Origin of the sequence: Tepidicella xavieri (genome assembly GCF_004363315.1) — a bacterium.
In the GTDB taxonomy this organism is placed as follows: Bacteria; Pseudomonadota; Gammaproteobacteria; order Burkholderiales; family Burkholderiaceae_C; genus Tepidicella; species Tepidicella xavieri.
In genome coordinates, this window is record NZ_SNYL01000004.1 from 125,976 (window position 1) to 143,774 (window position 17,799).

General features: G+C 65.6%; 14 protein-coding genes and 1 pseudogene. 11 read left to right on the top strand and 4 right to left on the bottom strand.

Going from position 1 to position 17,799, the window contains the following annotated elements:
- Positions 1-20 precede the first annotated feature (20 nt).
- The gene (locus tag DFR43_RS04885) at positions 21-920 is read right to left on the bottom strand and encodes a S1C family serine protease (RefSeq protein ID WP_133596229.1); all 900 of its coding nucleotides are present in this window, start codon (positions 918-920) and stop codon (positions 21-23) included.
- 246 nt (positions 921-1,166) lie between these two features.
- On the opposite strand from DFR43_RS04885, the gene xseB reads away from it, so the two are divergent.
- The 7 genes from xseB to dut all read left to right on the top strand — a co-directional run bounded on the left by xseB (position 1,167) and on the right by dut (position 8,419).
- Entirely contained in the window at positions 1,167-1,418 is a 252-nt protein-coding gene (gene xseB, locus DFR43_RS04890; protein ID WP_133596230.1) for an exodeoxyribonuclease VII small subunit, read from the top strand.
- Positions 1,415-2,308, top strand: a complete 894-nt coding sequence (locus DFR43_RS04895) for a polyprenyl synthetase family protein (RefSeq protein WP_133596231.1) — start codon at positions 1,415-1,417, stop codon at positions 2,306-2,308. The genes xseB and DFR43_RS04895 overlap by 4 nt, the downstream gene beginning before the upstream one ends.
- A 35-nt stretch (positions 2,309-2,343) precedes the next feature.
- Positions 2,344-4,236, top strand: coding sequence for a 1-deoxy-D-xylulose-5-phosphate synthase (gene dxs, locus DFR43_RS04900; RefSeq protein ID WP_133596232.1), 1,893 nt, complete (start codon positions 2,344-2,346; stop codon positions 4,234-4,236).
- A gap of 157 nt (positions 4,237-4,393) precedes the next feature.
- Positions 4,394-5,476 carry a TRAP transporter substrate-binding protein gene (locus DFR43_RS04905; protein ID WP_133596233.1) on the top strand — a complete coding sequence of 361 codons (1,083 nt, stop codon included), beginning with the start codon at positions 4,394-4,396 and terminating at the stop codon, positions 5,474-5,476.
- 131 nt (positions 5,477-5,607) lie between these two features.
- Entirely contained in the window at positions 5,608-6,222 is a 615-nt protein-coding gene (locus DFR43_RS04910) for a TRAP transporter small permease subunit (protein ID WP_133596234.1), read from the top strand.
- Positions 6,219-7,967: a TRAP transporter large permease gene (locus DFR43_RS04915; RefSeq protein WP_245988831.1), complete on the top strand. Its 1,749-nt coding sequence runs from the start codon at positions 6,219-6,221 to the stop codon at positions 7,965-7,967. The genes DFR43_RS04910 and DFR43_RS04915 overlap by 4 nt, the downstream gene beginning before the upstream one ends.
- Before the next feature lie 2 nt (positions 7,968-7,969).
- A complete protein-coding gene (gene dut / locus DFR43_RS04920) occupies positions 7,970-8,419 on the top strand; it encodes a dUTP diphosphatase (protein WP_133596235.1) in 450 nt (149 codons plus the stop codon).
- A 45-nt stretch (positions 8,420-8,464) separates the two neighbouring features.
- On the opposite strand, the gene DFR43_RS04925 is transcribed toward dut, so the two are convergent.
- A complete protein-coding gene (locus tag DFR43_RS04925) occupies positions 8,465-8,956 on the bottom strand; it encodes an FKBP-type peptidyl-prolyl cis-trans isomerase (protein ID WP_133596346.1) in 492 nt (163 codons plus the stop codon).
- A 44-nt stretch (positions 8,957-9,000) separates the two neighbouring features.
- Between DFR43_RS04925 and DFR43_RS04930 the strand changes: the two genes are divergently transcribed.
- From DFR43_RS04930 to DFR43_RS04940, 3 genes and pseudogenes are all read left to right on the top strand, one after another.
- Positions 9,001-10,164 carry a cupin domain-containing protein gene (locus DFR43_RS04930; RefSeq protein ID WP_133596236.1) on the top strand — a complete coding sequence of 388 codons (1,164 nt, stop codon included), beginning with the start codon at positions 9,001-9,003 and terminating at the stop codon, positions 10,162-10,164.
- On the top strand, positions 10,157-10,651 hold the full coding sequence (locus DFR43_RS04935) for a hypothetical protein (protein ID WP_133596237.1): 495 nt from the start codon (positions 10,157-10,159) through the stop codon (positions 10,649-10,651). The genes DFR43_RS04930 and DFR43_RS04935 overlap by 8 nt, the downstream gene beginning before the upstream one ends.
- Positions 10,652-10,860: 209 nt before the next feature.
- A pseudogene (locus DFR43_RS04940) lies at positions 10,861-11,061 on the top strand (hypothetical protein); the annotation flags it as partial.
- Between the two features lie 98 nt (positions 11,062-11,159).
- Here DFR43_RS04940 and argA read toward each other — a convergent pair.
- On the bottom strand, positions 11,160-12,509 hold the full coding sequence (argA, locus tag DFR43_RS04945; RefSeq protein ID WP_133596238.1) for an amino-acid N-acetyltransferase: 1,350 nt from the start codon (positions 12,507-12,509) through the stop codon (positions 11,160-11,162).
- Between the two features lie 84 nt (positions 12,510-12,593).
- Here argA and hrpA point away from each other — a divergent pair, with 84 nt between their 5' ends.
- Entirely contained in the window at positions 12,594-16,571 is a 3,978-nt protein-coding gene (gene hrpA, locus DFR43_RS04950) for an ATP-dependent RNA helicase HrpA (RefSeq protein WP_133596239.1), read from the top strand.
- A gap of 25 nt (positions 16,572-16,596) precedes the next feature.
- On the opposite strand, the gene DFR43_RS04955 is transcribed toward hrpA, so the two are convergent.
- On the bottom strand, positions 16,597-17,787 hold the full coding sequence (locus DFR43_RS04955) for a pyridoxal phosphate-dependent aminotransferase (protein WP_133596240.1): 1,191 nt from the start codon (positions 17,785-17,787) through the stop codon (positions 16,597-16,599).
- Positions 17,788-17,799: the final 12 nt, after the last annotated feature.

Below are 17,799 nucleotides of genomic sequence, written 5' to 3' on the forward strand. Positions count from 1 at the left end.
CGTAGCCTTTCTGTGCAGGGTCAGAACGGGGGCAGGCCAGCGGCCTGGGCGGCGTTTTCGATGGGCACGGCGAACCCGATGCCCACGAAAGTGCGTTGGCGATTCGGGTTGTAAATGGCGGTCACGATGCCCACCACCTCGCCGCTCATGGTGGCCAGGGGGCCGCCGGAGTTGCCGGGATTGGCCGCGGCATCGAACTGGATGAGGTTGTGCATCGTCACCGCGCCGTCGGGAGAGGTGAACGTGCGCTGCAGGCCGGACACCACACCGGCCGAGACCGATGGGCCGATCCCAAATGGATGGCCCACCGCCACCACCTGATCACCCGGCTTCAAGTCGCCGGTGGAGATCATGGTGGCCGGAATCAGATCGTCCGGGACTTCCTGGGCTTGCAGCACGGCCAGATCGTTCTCGGGCTGCAAGCCGATCAGGCTGGCCGGCGAGGAGGAGCCATCGATGAAATCCACCATGATCGTGTGGGCTTCGGCGACCACGTGCAGATTGGTCAGGATGACGCCGCGGTCCACGATCACCACCCCGCTGCCCACCCCATGCTCCACCATGTCCCCCGACTTGGGGTGCGGCACCAGTGCCGTGACACGCACCACCGAGGGGATGACCGTTTCGTAAGCGCGGGCGGCTGGAGAGGGCAGGGTGTGGGTGTTGAGGGCGTGGAGCACGGCCTGGTCGATGGCCTGCTGCGTCAGGGCGGGCCCGGCGGGGGCACGGGCAAGTGTGGCGGCCAGCGCCACCGCCAGCGCCCCGGCCACGACCCAGGGCAGGCCGCTCCAGCGGCTCCACGCGGCCCATGGGCGTGCTGCCGGACTGGCGGGAGGGGCAGGTTCGTCGCGGGCGTCAGCCGGGCGCGCTGGCGCGGCGCTCGTGACGCGCGAACTGCTGTAAAGCGGTGGCCGCTTCATGGCAGGCAGGCTGCGGTGGTCAGGCCCATGTCCAGCTCCCGACGTGCGACGAAAGACAAAGCCCATTGTGGCAGTTGCGCCCAAAAAATCCAGCCCCTGCCGTCAACCCGGGCAAATGGCTCGGAAAGCCGGGGGCCGCGGCCACCGCGGGCGCCTTGGTCCTAAAATGAAGGGTTTCCTGCAACCGCAGCGGAAAAAGCCCGCCTTCGGGGGCGTCGCTTTCTTGCCAGCTGCCATCGGTGACCCATGCCCACCACACCCCATTGCGCCGCAGGCACCGACCTGCCCGATACCTATGAAGCCGCCATGCAAGAGCTGGAGGCGCTCGTTTCCCGGCTCGAAGGCGGTCAGTTGCCGCTCGAAGAGCTGCTCGTGCACTACGAGCGTGGTGCCGCTTTGCTTCGGCTGTGCCGTTCCAAGCTCGAAGCGGTCGAGCAGCAAATCCAGGTGATGGAAAACGGCGAGCCCCGCCCTTGGACGGGAGGGCTGGGGGGATGACCGCCTCCCCATCGTCCGACTTCCAGGCGTGGGTTCGCCATGCCTTGTCGGCCGTCGAGGCGGCGCTCGACGCCTGGCTGCCCCAGGACGCCCCGGCTGGGCTCGGCGAGGCCATGCGTTACGCCGTCCTGGATGGTGGCAAGCGCCTGCGGCCCCTGCTGACGCTGGCGGCGGCTGAATCGGTGGGGGCGGATGCCTCCGTGGCCGTGATGAAAGCCGCTTGCGCGGTGGAGCTCATTCACGCCTATTCCCTGGTGCACGACGACCTGCCCTGCATGGACAACGACGTGCTGCGGCGTGGCAAGCCCACGGTGCATGTGCGCTTTGGCGAGGCCCAGGCCCTGCTAGCCGGTGACGCGCTGCAGGCCCTGGCCTTCGAATGGCTGCTCGATGTGCCGGATGAAGCGCTGGCCGCGCGGCTGGCCCGGTGCTTGGCGCGTGCGGCCGGGCATGCCGGCATGGCTGGCGGCCAGGCCATCGACCTGGCCGAAGTCGGTCAACTGCTGACCCAGGATCGCCTCGAAGACATGCATCGCCGCAAGACGGGCGCCCTGCTGCTGGCCAGCGTGCAGATGGGGGCGATGGCCGCTGGCGCCGATGCGCGCGCGCAGGCCGCGCTCACCCGCTACGGCCAAGCCCTGGGCTTGGCTTTTCAGGTGGTGGACGACGTGCTCGACGTGGTGGCCGACACCGCCACCCTGGGCAAGACCGCCGGCAAAGACGCGGCCGCCGACAAGCCCACCTTCGTTTCGCTGCTCGGGCTCGACGGCGCCCGCCACTACGCCGATGCCCTGCTGGCCCAGGCGCACGAGGCGCTGCGGCAGGGCGATCTGACCCGCACCGACCGGCTGGAGCACCTGGCGGACTGGGTGGTGCGCCGGACCCACTGACGACGCAGACACGCGCATACTCAGGAACACAGCCCATGAACGGATTGCTCGACACCATCCACTCGCCGGCGGACCTGCGGCGTCTGTCGCGCCAGCAGTTGCGGCCGTTGGCTGACGAACTGCGCGAATTTCTGTTGCAAAGCGTGGCCAAAACCGGCGGGCACCTCAGCTCCAACCTGGGCACCGTGGAACTGACGGTGGCCCTGCATTACGTGTTCAACACGCCCGAAGACCGCATCGTCTGGGACGTGGGCCACCAAACCTATCCGCACAAAATCCTGACCGGCCGGCGCGAGCGCATGTCCACCCTGCGCCAACTCGGCGGCATCAGCGGTTTTCCGGTGCGCGCCGAAAGCGAATACGACACCTTCGGCACGGCGCATTCGTCCACCAGCATCTCGGCGGCGCTGGGCATGGCCCTGGCCGCCAAGCTCAAAGGCGAGCAGCGCCATGCGATTGCCGTCATTGGGGACGGCGCGATGACCGCCGGCATGGCCTTCGAGGCGCTCAACAACGCCGGCGTGGCCGACGCCAAGCTGCTCGTCATCCTCAACGACAACGACATGTCCATCAGCCCACCCGTGGGGGCGCTGAACCGCTATCTGGCGCAGCTGATGAGCGGGCGCTTCTATGCCGCCGCCAAGCAGATGGGCAAGCAGGTGCTCAGCGTCGCCCCACCGCTGTTCGAGCTGGCCAAGCGCCTGGAAGAGCAAGCCAAGGGCATGGTCGTGCCGGCCACCCTGTTCGAAAAATTCGGCTTCAATTACATCGGCCCCATCGACGGGCACGATCTGGACTCCCTCATCCCCACGCTGCAGAACATCCGAGAGCTCGACGGGCCGCAGTTCCTGCACGTGGTCACCCGCAAGGGGCAGGGCTACAAGCTGGCCGAGGCCGACCCGATCGCCTACCACGGCCCCGGCAAGTTCGACCCCAAAGTCGGCCTGCAGCAGCCAGCCCAGCCGCCCAAGCCCACCTTCAGTCAGGTGTTTGGGCAATGGCTGTGTGACATGGCCGAGCACGACCCGCGTCTCATTGGCATCACGCCGGCCATGCGCGAAGGGTCGGGCATGGTGGAGTTTCATCGCCGTTTTCCGTCGCGCTACCACGATGTCGGCATCGCCGAACAGCACGCCGTCACGTTTGCCGCCGGCCTGGCCTGCGAAGGGCTCAAGCCCGTGGTCGCCATCTATTCCACGTTCCTGCAGCGGGCCTACGACCAGATGATCCACGACGTGGCGTTGCAGAACCTGCCTGTGGTCTTTGCGCTCGACCGGGCAGGCATCGTCGGCGCCGATGGCCCTACCCATGCCGGGGCGTACGATATCGCCTTCGTGCGCTGCATCCCCAACATGGCCATGGCCTGCCCGGCCGACGAGGCCGAGTGCTACCGCCTGTTGTCCACCGCCTTCGCCCAGAACCACCCGGTGGCCGTGCGCTACCCGCGCGGGGCGGGGGTGGGCACCGCCTTGCCGCAGGACCTGCAAGGGCTGCCTTACGGCAAAGGGGAGATCCGCCGCCGCGGAAAGCGCATTGCCATCCTGGCATTCGGGACTTTGCTCTATCCGGCGCTGGATGCGGCCGAGATCCTTGACGCCACGGTGGCCAACATGCGCTGGGCCAAGCCGCTGGATGAAGCGCTCGTGCTGGAACTGGCCGACACCCACGAGGCCCTCGTGACGGTGGAAGAGGGGGCCGTGGCCGGTGGCGCAGGCGCTGCCGTGCTGGAATGCCTGCAGGCCAACGGCCGCTTGCGCCCCGTCCTCACGTTGGGCTTGCCGGATCGTTTCGTGGAACATGGCGACCCGGCCCGGCTGCTCTCGATGCTGGGGCTGGATGCCCCCGGCATGGTGGCGGCGGTGCGCGAGCGCCTGCGGCTGCCCGAGGTTCCTGCCCCTGCATTGAAAGTTGTGAGCGCGGCTGACTGAGGCTTTGAGATTTTTTCAAAGCGCCGCGGGGGCAAACTAGGGTTTGTACCGCCGTGGGCGTGCGGCACGCAACCCTACAATGCCTCTGCCTGTCGCTCAGCGCTCGATGTGCAGCGGTGCGAACGGAATCAATCAATCACACATTGGAGTCAATCGAATGGATCGTCGATCACTCATCAAAAATGCGGGCCTGGCCGGCGTGTTGGCTGCGGGTGCAGCGCCTGCCATCGTCAGCGCTCAGCCTGCCATTCGCTGGCGTTGTGCGTCCAGTTTTCCCCGGGCGCTGGATACCATCTATGGCGGGGCAGAGGTGTTTGCCAAATTCGTCTCTGATGCCACTGGCGGCCGCTTTCAGATTTCCGTGCATCCCGGTGGTGAATTGATGCCGGCGTTTGGCGTCGTCGATGGCGTTCAGGCCGGTACCGTGGAGTGCGCCCACACCTGCGCCTACTACTTCTTTGGCAAGGATGATACGTTTGCCATCGGTACCGCCATTCCATTTGGCCTCAATAGCCGCCAGCTCACCGCTTGGTACTACGAAGGCAATGGCTTGAAGCTGTTCCGCGAGTTCTACGACGCCTACAACATCGTGAACTTCCCTTGTGGCAACTCGGGCGCCCAGATGGGTGGCTGGTACCGCAAGGAAATCAAGTCGCCGGCCGATCTGCAGGGCCTGAAGTTCCGCGTGGGTGGTTTTGCCGGCAAGGTGATGAGCAAGCTGGGTGCCGTGCCCCAGATGATTCCCGGTGGGGAGATTTACCAGGCGCTGGAGCGTGGCACCATCGATGCCGTGGAATGGGTGGGCCCGTACGACGACGAGAAGCTCGGCTTCCAGCGTGTGGCGCCGTTTTATTACTACCCGGGCTGGTGGGAAGGGGGCGCACAAATCGATTTGTATGTCAACAAAGCGGCTTTCAATGCGTTGCCGAACGAATACAAGGCGATCGTCACCGCGGCCGCTTCGCATGCTCACACCAACATGCAGGCCATGTACGACGTTCGCAACCCGCAAGCCCTCAAGCGCTTGGTGGCCGGCGGCACGAAGCTGGAAGCATTCCCGCGTTCCGTGATGGATGCCGCTTTCCGCGCTTCGATGGAGCTTTACAAAGAGCTCAACGATACCAACCCGCGTTGGAAGAAGATCTACGAAGATTACGCCGCCTTCCGTCGCGATGCCAACCTGTGGTTCCGCTTCACCGAAGCGCGTTTCGACAGCTACATGCAGGCTGCCCGCCTGTAAACTTGACCGTCGTTGGTCTACACCGGACGCCCCGCGGCCCAGCGGGGCGTTTTGTTGTTTCGGTGACGGCAGGCGAACTATTTGCTCTCGAACGAATCACGGATCGATCAGATCCGTGAAGGTATGCAGCCATGAAATTTTTTCTGCTTTTTTCGCGTGTGGTGGACACCGTCAACGGCGCTATTGGCAAGTTGATGATGTGGTTCATCCTGGCAGCCACGCTGATCAGCGCCGGCAACGCCATCAGCCGCTACGCCTTCAGCGTCAGTTCCAACGCCTTCCTCGAAATTCAGTGGTATCTGTTCGGCGCCGTGTTCCTGCTGGGCGGCGGCTATGCCTTCTTGCGCAACGCTCACGTCCGCATCGACGTGGTGGCCAGTCGCCTGTCGGCGCGCGCCCGCAACTGGATTGACGTGATCGGCATCGTCGCGTTCCTGCTGCCCCTGTGCTACATGATTGCCAAGATGGGTTGGCCGGTGTTCGAGCGGGCCTGGGTCAGCGGTGAAGTCTCCTCCAATGCCGGGGGGCTCATCCGCTGGCCGGCGTACCTGTTGATTCCGGTGGGGTTTGTGCTGCTGGGGTTGCAGGGGGTCTCCGAACTGATCAAGCGCTTGCACTTTCTTTTCGGTGGAGGCCCCGATCCCCTGGATCACACCGGCCCCAGCGAAACCGAAATGCTGGCCAAAGACATCGCCGAAGCGGAAAAAGCCGCGAAAGCTGCCTCTAAAGGGGGGCAGGCATCATGATCGACTTTCTGACCAACAACTTCGTGCCCCTGATGTTCCTGGGGCTGTTCGTCTTTCTCATCATGGGTTTCCCGGTGGCGTTTTCGCTCGCCGCCACGGGCCTGTTCTTCGGATTGATCGGCATGGAGCTGGGGCTGTTCCCCGCCAGCCTGTTCAATGCCCTGCCGCTGCGCGTCTTCGGCATCATGCAGAACGACACGCTGCTGGCCATCCCCTTCTTCACGATCATGGGCATCGTGCTGGAGCGCAGCCGCATGGCCGAAGACCTGCTGGAGACCATCGGGCAGGTGTTTGGCCCGGTACGCGGTGGCCTGGGCGTGGCGGTGATTCTGGTCGGCGCCTTGCTGGCGGCCACCACCGGCGTGGTGTCGGCGGCCGTGATTTCCATGGGGCTGATTTCCCTGCCGATCATGCTGCGCTACGGGTACAACCGCTCGATTGCCACCGGCACGATCACCGCTTCGGGCACGCTGGCGCAGGCCCTGCCGCCGTCTCTGGTGCTGATCGTGCTGGCCGACCAGCTCGGCCGTTCGGTGGGTGACATGTATGCCGGCGCGCTCATCCCGGGCTTGATGCTGGTGGGGCTGTATCTGCTGTTCATCTTTGCCGTGGCGATGGTCAAGCCACACTGGGTGCCGGCCCTGCCGCCCGAAGCCCGGATTTACAACGAGCCCAATGGCGCCAGCGGGCACAAGTCGTTGATCGTGCTCATGGGCCTGTCGGGTGTGGTGGGCTACGTCTGGTCGCTGTTCCACAGCGATTTGATGAAGCAGTGGCTGGGGCGTACCAGCGATGCACCGCGCGACGAGACGTTCATCATGTCGCTGCTGGTGGCTGCCCTGTTTGCCCTGGTGCTGGCCTTGGGCAACAAGCTGTTGCGGCTGAACCTGGTTTCGCGCCTGGCGCAGCAAGTCACCTTCGTGCTGATTCCGCCACTGCTGCTCATCTTTCTGGTGCTGGGCACGATCTTCCTGGGTATCGCCACGCCCACCGAAGGCGGTGCCATGGGGGCAGTGGGCGCGTTGATCATGGCTTTCGTGCGCGGTCGCCTGACTTTGCAGGTGCTCAAGCAAGCGCTGGAAAACAGCACCAAGCTGTCGATCTTCGTGATGTTCATCCTGATCGGCTCGACGGTGTTCAGCTTCACCTTCAACGCCGCCGATGGCCACATCTGGGTGGAGCACCTGTTCGACAAGCTGCCCGGTGGCCAGATTGGCTTCCTGGTGTTCGTCAACTTGCTGGTGTTTGCGCTCGGCTTCTTCATCGACTTTTTCGAGATTGCCTTCATCGTGGTGCCGCTGCTGGCCCCGGTGGCCGAGAAGCTCGACATCAACCTGATCTGGTTCGGCATCATCATCGCCATGAACCTGCAGACGTCGTTCCTGACGCCGCCGTTCGGTTTTGCGCTGTTCTATCTGCGCAGCGTGGCGGCCCGCAACGATTATGTGGATGAGGTGACCAAGAAGCCCATCAAGCGGGTGACCACCGAGCAGATCTACAAAGGCTCGATCGCCTTCATCATCCTGCAGATCATCATGGTCGCTGTGCTCATCTGGCAGCCCACGCTGGTGACCGGCCAACTGGCGCCGCCGGTGGAAGTGGATGCCGACGCGGTGCGGGAGAAGCTGCTCAATCTCCCGGGTCTGGATTCGGGCTGGGGCGATGCGGGCAACCCTTGGGGGGAGCCGGCTGAAGAGGAAAGCAACAACCCCTGGGGCGATCCGCCCGCCGATGCCAAGGAGTGAGGATGCGGATCGAGTGCCGCATTCTGGACCCCCGCCTGCATGACGCGCTGCCCGCCTACGCCACGGCCGGCAGCGCCGGGTTGGATCTTCGTGCCTGCCTCGATGAGCCGCTGACTCTGGCGCCCAATGCGTGGCAGTTGGTGCCCACGGGGATGGCCATTCATTTGGCCGATCCGGGCTATGCCGCGCTCATCTTGCCGCGTTCGGGCCTGGGGCATAAGCACGGCATCGTGCTGGGCAACCTGGTGGGGCTGATCGACAGCGATTACCAGGGGCAACTCATGGTCAGTGCCTGGAACCGCAGCGATGTGGCCTACACCATCGCGCCGATGGAGCGCATCGCGCAACTGGTCATCGTGCCCGTGGTGCAGGCGCAGTTCGAGATGGTCGAAGCGTTTGCCGCGGCCACCGCTCGGGGTGTTGGGGGCTACGGCTCCACCGGCCGGGGCTGAAGGCATCGGGGTGGCTGAGCCCCCCGATGAGCTTTCTGAAACGGGTCAGGCTTGCAGCCGGAAGAACCCTGCACCCAGGGTTCCTCGCCCCACCTCGTCCACCGTGGCCTCGCGCACATGGTGGATCTTCAGATCCAACCGCAGGGCCATGCCCGCCAGCGGGTGGTTGGCGTCCATGACCACATGCTCCGGATAGATTTCGCTGACGAAATACATCCGGTCGGCGGGGGCTTCTGGGCTGCAGCCTGCCGGCAACCCCTCGAACACCACGCCTGCCTCCAGATCGGCCGGAAACGCCTGGCGTGGCTCCAGGAACACCAGTTGCTCGTCGTATTCGCCGAAGGCGTGTTCGGGTTCGAGATGCAATTCCATCTCGTCGCCGGCCACATGCCCTTGCAGGGCCTCGTCGATTTTGGCGAGCAGGTCGCGTCCGCCCACGAGGAATTCCACCGGATCTTCGAGTTCGTCGAGCACTTCGCCCAGCGTGTCTTTCAAGGTCCAGGTCAGGGCGACGACACATTGCGGCGTGACGCGCATCGGTTGGTGCAGGGAAGGCGTATCAGGCATGTGACAATTGTCCCATGACTTCGCTTGCCCGACATACCGACGAGCCGCCCGCCATCGACCAGCCGTGCGCATTGCTGGGTGGGCTCACGCCGCGCCAGTTCATGCGCCGCCACTGGCAACGCAAGCCCCTGCTGATCCGTCAGGCGCTGCCGGGGTTTGAGCCGCTGCTCAGCCGCGCCCAACTGTTTGCCCTGGCCGGCCGGGAGGAGGTGGAGTCCCGGTTGATCGTCCGCGAGCCCGAGGGGCGCTGGCGGCTGCGCCATGGGCCGTTCACGCGCACGGCCCTGCCGCCGCTGAAGCGCCCGGGCTGGACCCTGCTGGTGCAGGGGGTGGATTTGCATGTGGAGGCCGCGCACCGATTGATGCGACGCTTTCGTTTCGTGCCCGACGCCCGGCTCGATGACCTGATGATTTCCTGGGCCAGCGAAGGCGGGGGCGTGGGGCCGCACTACGACAGTTACGACGTCTTTCTGCTGCAGGCGCATGGCCGCCGTCGCTGGCGCATCGGACGCCTCAAAGACCCGGCCCTGCAAGACGACGTGCCCCTGAAAATCCTGCGCCACTTCGAGCCCGAGCAAGAGTGGGTGCTGGAGCCGGGCGACATGCTCTACCTGCCGCCGCGCTGGGGCCATGATGGCGTGGCCGAAGGCGGTGAATGCATGACGTATTCCATCGGCTTTCGGGTGCCGCAGCGCGGTGGCCTGGCCGCCGAGCTGGTGCAGCGCATGGCCGACGAGCACGAAGACGATGCCCTGTACCGCGACCCCGCGCAGCCCGCCACCGACGCGCCGGCCCGCCTGCCCGAAGCGATGGTGGATTTCGCCCGGGAGGGCCTGGCCCGGCTGGTTGCCGATGAAGGGGCGGTGCGGCTGGCCCTGGGCGAGATCATGACCGAACCCAAGCCCCGTGTCTGGTTCGATCCCCCAGAACGCCCCTGGCAGCCCGGGGCGCTAGAGCTGGACCGGCGCACCCGCATGCTCTACGATGAACGCCACGTGTACATCAACGGCGAAGCCCTGCGCGCCGCGGGCCGGGATGCCCGCCTGATGTGGGCGCTGGCTGATCGGCGTGGCCTGTCGGCGCAGGCGGTGCGGCGGGCCAGCGCGGCGGCCCAGGCCCTGCTGGCCCACTGGCACGAAGCCGGTTGGCTGCACCTCAAAGGAGAGTCTCTTGACTGACGTGGCCGAACTTCCCCAAGGGCGTTTCAGCGGCCCGGCCGATTTTCAGCACCTGGTCCGCGCAGCGGTGGCGCAGGCGCCGCTGCGCGGCTGGCGCGAGATGTTGTGGGCCGATCCGGACTTTACCCATTGGCCTTTGGGGGAACTGGCCGTCGTGGAAGGGCTGACGCAGTGGATGCAGCACGGCGCGCGCCTGTGCATGATGGCGGCGGACTTCAGGCCGATCACGTTGCAAGCGCCACGGTTCGTGGCGTGGCGCCGCCAATTCGACCACCGCTTTGAGGCGCGTACTTGGCCCCGCAGCGGCCTGCCCGAGATGACGATGCTGCTGTGGACCCCTGACTGGGCCGTGGTGGGGATGGAGGCTCAGGCGCCGACCGTCGTGGCCACCACGGAGGCGCCTCGCCGGACACAGTGGCGCCAGGCGTGGAATTCGGCTTGGGCAACGGGCACCCCTGCTTTCCCAGCGAGCGTGCTGGGCCTTTGAATGTTGCGAAAACCAGACATTTTTAGGGGCGATTGAAAAAATTTTTGTCCGGGTTAACCCGAGGGCTCGACACGATTTATCATTTGAACCGCGCTGGTGCATGTCGGTTGATTCTGGTGCACCGGCGCCGCTCGTTTCTGGCCCATCGGGAAGGCGGAAGCAGCGAGGAATGTCGTCCCGGAACCCCCTTAATTTTTTACGTTTACCAAATGAACAAGTCCCTCGTGATTGCCGCACTGATGGCTGCTGTGGCCCTGGCTGCCTGTGGCAAGAAGGAAGAAGCCCCCGCGCCTGCCCCGGCACCGGCCGTCGAACAGCCCGCACCTGCCCCGGCTCCTGCCGCTGAAGAGGTGAAGGAAGAGTCTACTGAAGCCGCTCCTGCCGAAGCTGCTCCTGCTGAAGGTCAAGCCCAGGAAGAGCAGAAGACCGAAGAGAAGACCCAGTAAGTCTTTCGTCAGTCCTTTTGACTATGCCCATTTCGCTTGCGCGAAATGGGCGTTTTCTTTTTTTAGGCCAGCTTTTTGACCAGCACCTTGCTGCGGCGGTCCCAGTTGTATTTGCGCTTGCGTGCTTCGGGCAGCCAGTCGGCGTCCACGGGCTGGAAGCCCCGCTTGATGAACCAATGCATGGTGCGGGTGGTGAGCACGAAGATGCTTTCGAGCCCCATGTACCGGGCCCGTTGTTCGATACGTTTGAGCACTTTTTCCCCGTCGCCCTGGCCTTGGGCTTGCGGCGAGACGGTCAGCGCCGCCATCTCGCCCGTCTTGGCTTCCGGGTAGGGGTAGAGCGCGGCGCAGGCAAAGATGACCCCGTCGTGTTCGATGATGGTGTAGTTGGCGATGTCGCGTTCGATTTCGGTGCGGCTGCGCTTGACCAGCGTGCCGTCCTTCTCGAACGGTTCGATGAGTTGCAGGATGCCGCCGACGTCGTCGGGCGTGGCTTCGCGCAGGCTTTCGAGCTTTTCGTCCACCACCATCGTGCCGATGCCGTCGTGCACATACACCTCCAGCAGCAGCGAGCCGTCCACCGCGAAGGGGATGATGTGGCTGCGCTCCACACCGCCCTTGCAGGCCTTGACGCAGTGCTGCAGGTAAAAGCCGACGTCGGTTGGTCGGTGGCTGGGTGGATTGCCGGCCAGGATGCGCTCGGCTTCGGCCAGCGGCAATTCGGTGTCGATGGGGTTGTCGTCGCCGGCGGGGTCGTTGGGGCGGACGCGGATGCCAGGGATTTCGGTCAGGAACAGGAGCTTGTCAGCCTGCAGGGCGATGGCCACGCTGGTGGCCACTTCCTCCATGGTGAGGTTGAAAGCTTCGCCGGTGGGGGAAAAGCCAAATGGAGACAGCAGGACCAAAGCGCCCATGTCGAGCGTGCGCATGATGCCGGCCACATCCACCTTGCGCACCAGGCCCGAATGCTGGAAGTCGATGCCATCGACGATGCCGACCGGCCGGGCGGTGATGAAGTTGCCTGAGATGACGCGCACCGTGGCCCCCGCCATGGGGGTGTTGGGCAGCCCCTGGCTGAAGGCGGCTTCAATTTCGTAGCGCAGCTGGCCGGCGGCCTCCTGGGCGCAATCCAGCGCCACCTCGTCGGTGATGCGCATGCCGTTGTGGTAGCGGGCTTCATGGCCTTTGGCGCGCAGCTGCTCATTGACCTGTGGCCGGAATCCGTGCACCAGCACGATGCGCACCCCCATGCTTTGGATCAGCGCCAGATCCTGCACCAGGTTGGGCAGCTTGCCCGCGGCAATGGCTTCGCCCGGAATGCCCACCACAAAGGTCTGGTTGCGGAATTTGTGGATGTAGGGGGCGACCGACCGGAACCAGGGGACGAAGGTGAAGTTGAAGACCGTGGACATGGGGTGGTGGACAGAAGCGGCCAGCCGTTGGCCAGACCCCTAGGATAATCGGAAGTTTGCCCTCTGCCCCGATTTCGCCCCTCCATGGCCGAACGACTGCACATCGAATTCCCCGACGCCCTGCCCGTCAGCGGCAAACGCCACGAGATCGAAGCCGCCTTGCGCGAGCATCAGGTGATCATCGTCTGCGGCGAGACGGGCTCGGGCAAGACGACGCAGTTGCCCAAAATCGCGTTGGCCATGGGGCGAGGCCGCGCCCATGCCCGACCCGGGGAACGCGGCCGCCTGATCGGTCACACCCAGCCGCGACGCATTGCCGCCAGTTCGGTGGCCAGCCGCATCTCCCAGGAGCTCCGCACCCCGCTGGGCGAGGTGGTGGGGTACAAGGTGCGCTTTCATGACCGGCTCAGCCCCACGGCGTCGGTCAAGCTGATGACCGATGGCATCTTGCTGGCCGAGACGCAGACCGACCCGCTGTTGCAGGCTTACGACACGCTCATCATCGACGAGGCGCATGAGCGCAGCCTCAACATCGATTTCTTGCTGGGCTACATCCGGCAGATCCTGCCCCGGCGTCCGGATTTGAAGGTCATCATCACGTCGGCCACCATCGATGCGGAGCGCTTTGCGCAGCATTTCGCGTCGCGCCGGGGCGCGGCGCCGGTGATCATGGTGTCGGGCCGCACTTATCCGGTGGAGGTGCGCTGGCGTCCGTTTGAAGAAAGCCGCGATCATGACCTCAACCACGCGATAGCCGATGCGGTCGATGAGTTGTGGCGTGGTGGCGCGCACGCTGGGGACATCTTGGTATTCCTGCCCGGCGAGCGCGAGATCCGCGAAGCGGCAGACCACCTGCGCAAGCACCTGAGCCACCAGCCGGTGTTGCGCCAGACCGAGGTGCTGCCGCTGTTTGCCCGGCTCAGCCAGGCAGAGCAGGAGCGGATATTCCAGCCCAGCGGGCAGCGCCGCATCGTGCTGGCCACCAACGTGGCCGAGACGTCGCTGACGGTGCCCGGCATCCGCTACGTGATCGACAGCGGCACCGCCCGCGTCAAGCGCTACAGCCTGCGCAGCAAGGTCGAGCAACTGTTGGTCGAGCCCATCAGCCAGGCGGCGGCCAATCAGCGGGCGGGCCGGTGCGGGCGGGTGGCCGAGGGCATTTGCATCCGGCTGTACGACGAGGCCGATTTCCAGGCCCGGCCGCGTTTCACGGACCCGGAAATCTTGCGGTCTTCGCTGGCGGCGGTGATTTTGCGCATGAAATCGCTGCGCCTGGGGGCGGTCGAGGACTTTCCTTTTCTGCAAGCGCCCAGCCGTCGCGCCATTGCCGACGGGTATCAGCTGCTGCAAGAGCTCGGCGCGGTGGACGAGGCGCATGAGCTGACCCCGCTGGGCGCCGAACTGGCCAAGCTGCCGCTGGACCCCCGGGTGGGGCGGATGATCCTGGAAGCTCGGCAACGCCAGGCGCTGGATGAGGTGCTGGTGATTGCCAGTGCCTTGAGCGTGCAGGACGTGCGCGAGCGCCCCATCGACGCGCAGGCCCAGGCCGACCAGGCCCACGCCAAATTCGACGACGAGCGCAGCGAGTTCACCGGCTTGCTCAAGCTCTGGAAATGGCTGGACGAGGCCCGCGGCGGCAAGCCGGCCAAGGGCGCCGTGCCCCAGGCGGGGGAGGCCCCCGCGCCCATCCACAAGCTGTCGCACCGCCAGTACGAGGCCCTGTTGCGTCAGCATTTCATCAGCGTGCGCCGCGTGCGCGAGTGGCGCGACATCCATTCCCAATTGCACACCGTGGTGGCCGAGCATGGCTGGAAGCTCAACACCACACCCGCCAGCTACGAGCAGTTGCACCTCAGCCTGTTGGCGGGGTTGCTGGGCCATGTGGGCTGCAAGCACGACACCGAGGATCTCTATCTGGGCGCGCGCGGCATCAAATTCCATCGCCACCCGGGCGCGCACTTGAGCAAGCGCCCTGGGCGCTGGGTGGTATGCGCCGAATTGGTGGAGACGGCCCGCTTGTTCGGGCGGGGCATGGCCACCATCGAGCCGCAGTGGTTGGAGCAGGTGGGGGGGCATCTGCTGAAAAAACAGGTGCTCGATCCGCACTGGGAGAAGAAGGCCGCCGAGGTCATCGCCTACGAGCGGGCGACGTTGTATGGGCTGGTCGTGTACAGCCAGCGCCGCATCCATTACGGCCGGGTCGATCCGGCCGGCGCGCGCGACCTCCTCATCCGCCAGGGGCTGCTTGGGGCGCTGTATGAGGACACCTGGCCCGCAGAGATGGCGCGGCGCCTGCCTTTCTTGGCGGCCAATCGCCAACTCATCGAGCAGGTGCAGGAACTGGAGCACAAATCCCGCCGACAGGACGTGCTGGTGGATGACGAACTGATTGCCGCCTTTTACGACAGCCAGTTGCCCCCCGATGTGTGCAGCGGCCGCGATTTGGAGCGCTGGTACCGCCAAGCCGTGCGCAGCCAGCCGCGCCTGCTGCGCCTGACGCGCGACGAGCTGATGCGGCACGAGGCCGCGGGCGTGACCAGCCAGGCGTTTCCGACCGTCTTGCGCATCGGGGGGGTGGACTGCGCCGCCAGTTATCTGCACGAGCCCGGAGACCCCAAAGATGGCCTGACGGTGTCGGTGCCGTTGTTCGTGCTCAACCAGGTGAGCGACGAACGCTGCGAATGGCTGGTGCCAGGCATGTTGAAAGACAAAATCCAGGCCCTGCTCAAGAGCTTGCCGCAAAAGCCCCGTGCCCGGCTGGTGCCGTTGCCCGAGACGGCCGATCAACTCGCGCAGCGGCTGACCGCGGCAGACCGCTGGGCCCAGGGCAGCCTGCTCGACGCATTGCTGCAAGAGGTGCGGCGCATCACCGGGCTGGATGTCAAGCGCAGCGACTTCAAGCTCGACATGCTGCAGCCGCATCACTTCATGAACCTGCGGCTGGTGGATGAGCACGGCCGCCAATTGGCCCAGGGCCGCAGCTTGCCCGCCCTCAAGGCCGAGTGGGGCAGCAAGGCGCGTGGCGCTTTTCAGGCGTTGGCCCAGCTCAAGGCCCAGGCCAGCGGGCCGGCTCAAGGGAGGGGCGGGTCAGAGGTGACCGACCGGCCGCCCGGCGGGCCGGCCAAGCCCAGCCAGGGGGAAGGGGCCGTGGCCCAGTCGCCGGCGCCAGCCCGCGCCGATGCCGCTGACAGACCCGGCAGCGGTTGGGAGGCGGCTGCCCGCTACACCACCTGGGCTTTTGGCGATTGGCCCGAGATCATGGAAATCCGCCAAGATGGGCAGACCCTGATCGGCTTTCCGGCCCTCATCGATGCGGGGGACGCCGTCCAGATCGACGTGTTCGACGAGCCCGAGGTGGCGGCCCGCAAGCATCACGCGGGGCTGCGCCGCCTGTTCGCCCTGCAAATCCGCGACGCGCTCAAATACCTGGAAAAAAACATCCCTGACCTCCAGAAAATGGCCGTGGCCTACATGACGCTGGGCACCCAGGAGGAGTTGCGCGAGCAAATCATCGCCGTGGCCATGGACCGGGCATTCATGCTGGAGCCGTTGCCCGCCAACGAGGCCGATTTCAAGCGCCGGCTGGAAGAGGGCCGGGGCCGCCTGACCCTGATCTGCAACGAGGTGGCGCGATTGAGCGCCGCCATCCTGTCCGATTTCAGCGCCGTCCAGCGCAAGATCAAAGACACCAAGGGTCACCCCGATGCGCTGGCCGATGTGACCCAGCAGCTGCAACGGCTGGTGGGCAAGCGCTTTCTGTTGGAAACCCCGTGGGCCTCGCTGCAACACCTGCCGCGTTATTTGAAAGCGATCGTCATGCGGCTGGACAAGCTGCGCGCCGACCCGGCCCGCGACGCGGCCCGCATGGCCGACATCAAGCCCCAGGAGCAGCGCTACTGGCGCCTGGTGGCCGAGCGCAAGGGCGTGACTGACGAGCGCATGAACGAGTTACGCTGGCTGTTGGAGGAGTTGCGCGTGAGCCTGTTTGCGCAGGAGTTGCGCACGCCTCAGCCGGTGAGCGTCAAGCGCCTGGACAAGGTGTGGGCCCAACTGAACCACTGAGGGTGGTCCGGCTGGCCGGGTTGCCTCAAAGCCGCGCCAGCCGGGCCAGCGCCGCCTTGAGCGTCTCGTCGCGCTTGGCGTAGCAGAAGCGGATCACTTTCTGGTCGAAGCCGTTGCCGTAGAACGCTGACAGCGGAATCGCCGCCACGCCCACCTCGCGGGTGAGCCACTGGCAGAAATCGGCTTCGGGCAGGTCTTTTTCCGGCACGGCCAGCCCCGAGATGTCCACGCACTGGAAGTACGTGCCTTCGCTGGGCAGCAGCCGGAACCGGGTTTGCGCCAGGCCCTGGCGGAACAGGTCGCGCTTGGCGGCGTAGAAGGCCGGCAGCGCCAGGTAGGGGGCCGGGTCAGCCATGTAGGCGGCCAGCCCATGCTGCATAGGCGTGTTCACGGTGAACACGTTGAACTGGTGCACCTTGCGGAATTCGGCCATGAGCGGGGCAGGTGCCACCACATAACCCACTTTCCAGCCGGTCACGTGGTAGGTCTTGCCAAAGCTGCTGACGATGAAGGCCCGCGCGGCCAGCCCGGGGTAGCGCGCGGCGCTTTCGTGCGGCTGGCCGTCGTAGACCATGTGCTCGTACACCTCGTCGCTGATCAGCAGCACGTCGGTGGGGGCCAGCAGTTCTTGGAGGCGCAGCATGTCGTCGCGCGTCCACACCCGGCCGCTCGGGTTGTGCGGGCTGTTGATGATGAGGGCTCGGGTGCGCGGGGTGATGGCCGCAGCGATGCGGTCAAAGTCGGGCCGGAAGGTGCCGGGGGTGAGCGGCACCCGCACCACCACGCCGCCGGCCAGTTCGATGTTGGGCACGTAGCTGTCGTAGCAGGGCTCCAGCACGATCACCTCGTCGCCCGGGTGGACGACGGCCAGCACGGCCGTGAGGATGGCTTGCGTGGCGCCGGCCGTGACGGTCACTTCGGCCTGGGCATCGTAAGCGTGGCCATACAGGGCTTGCACCTTGGCCGCAATCGCCTGGCGCAGCGCGGGGATGCCGGTCATGGGCGGGTACTGGTTGTGGCCGGCGCGCATGGCGTCGTTCACGGCATCGAGCAGTCGCGGGTCGCAGTCGAAATCCGGAAAGCCTTGCCCGAGGTTGACCGCCCCCGTTTCGGCGGCCAGGGCCGACATCACCGTGAAGATGGTGGTGCCCACATGGGGCAGGCGGCTGGGTACGGCTGGTGTTCGGGGTTCAATGGCGGGAATCGGGGCGTTCATGATCGGGTGTGA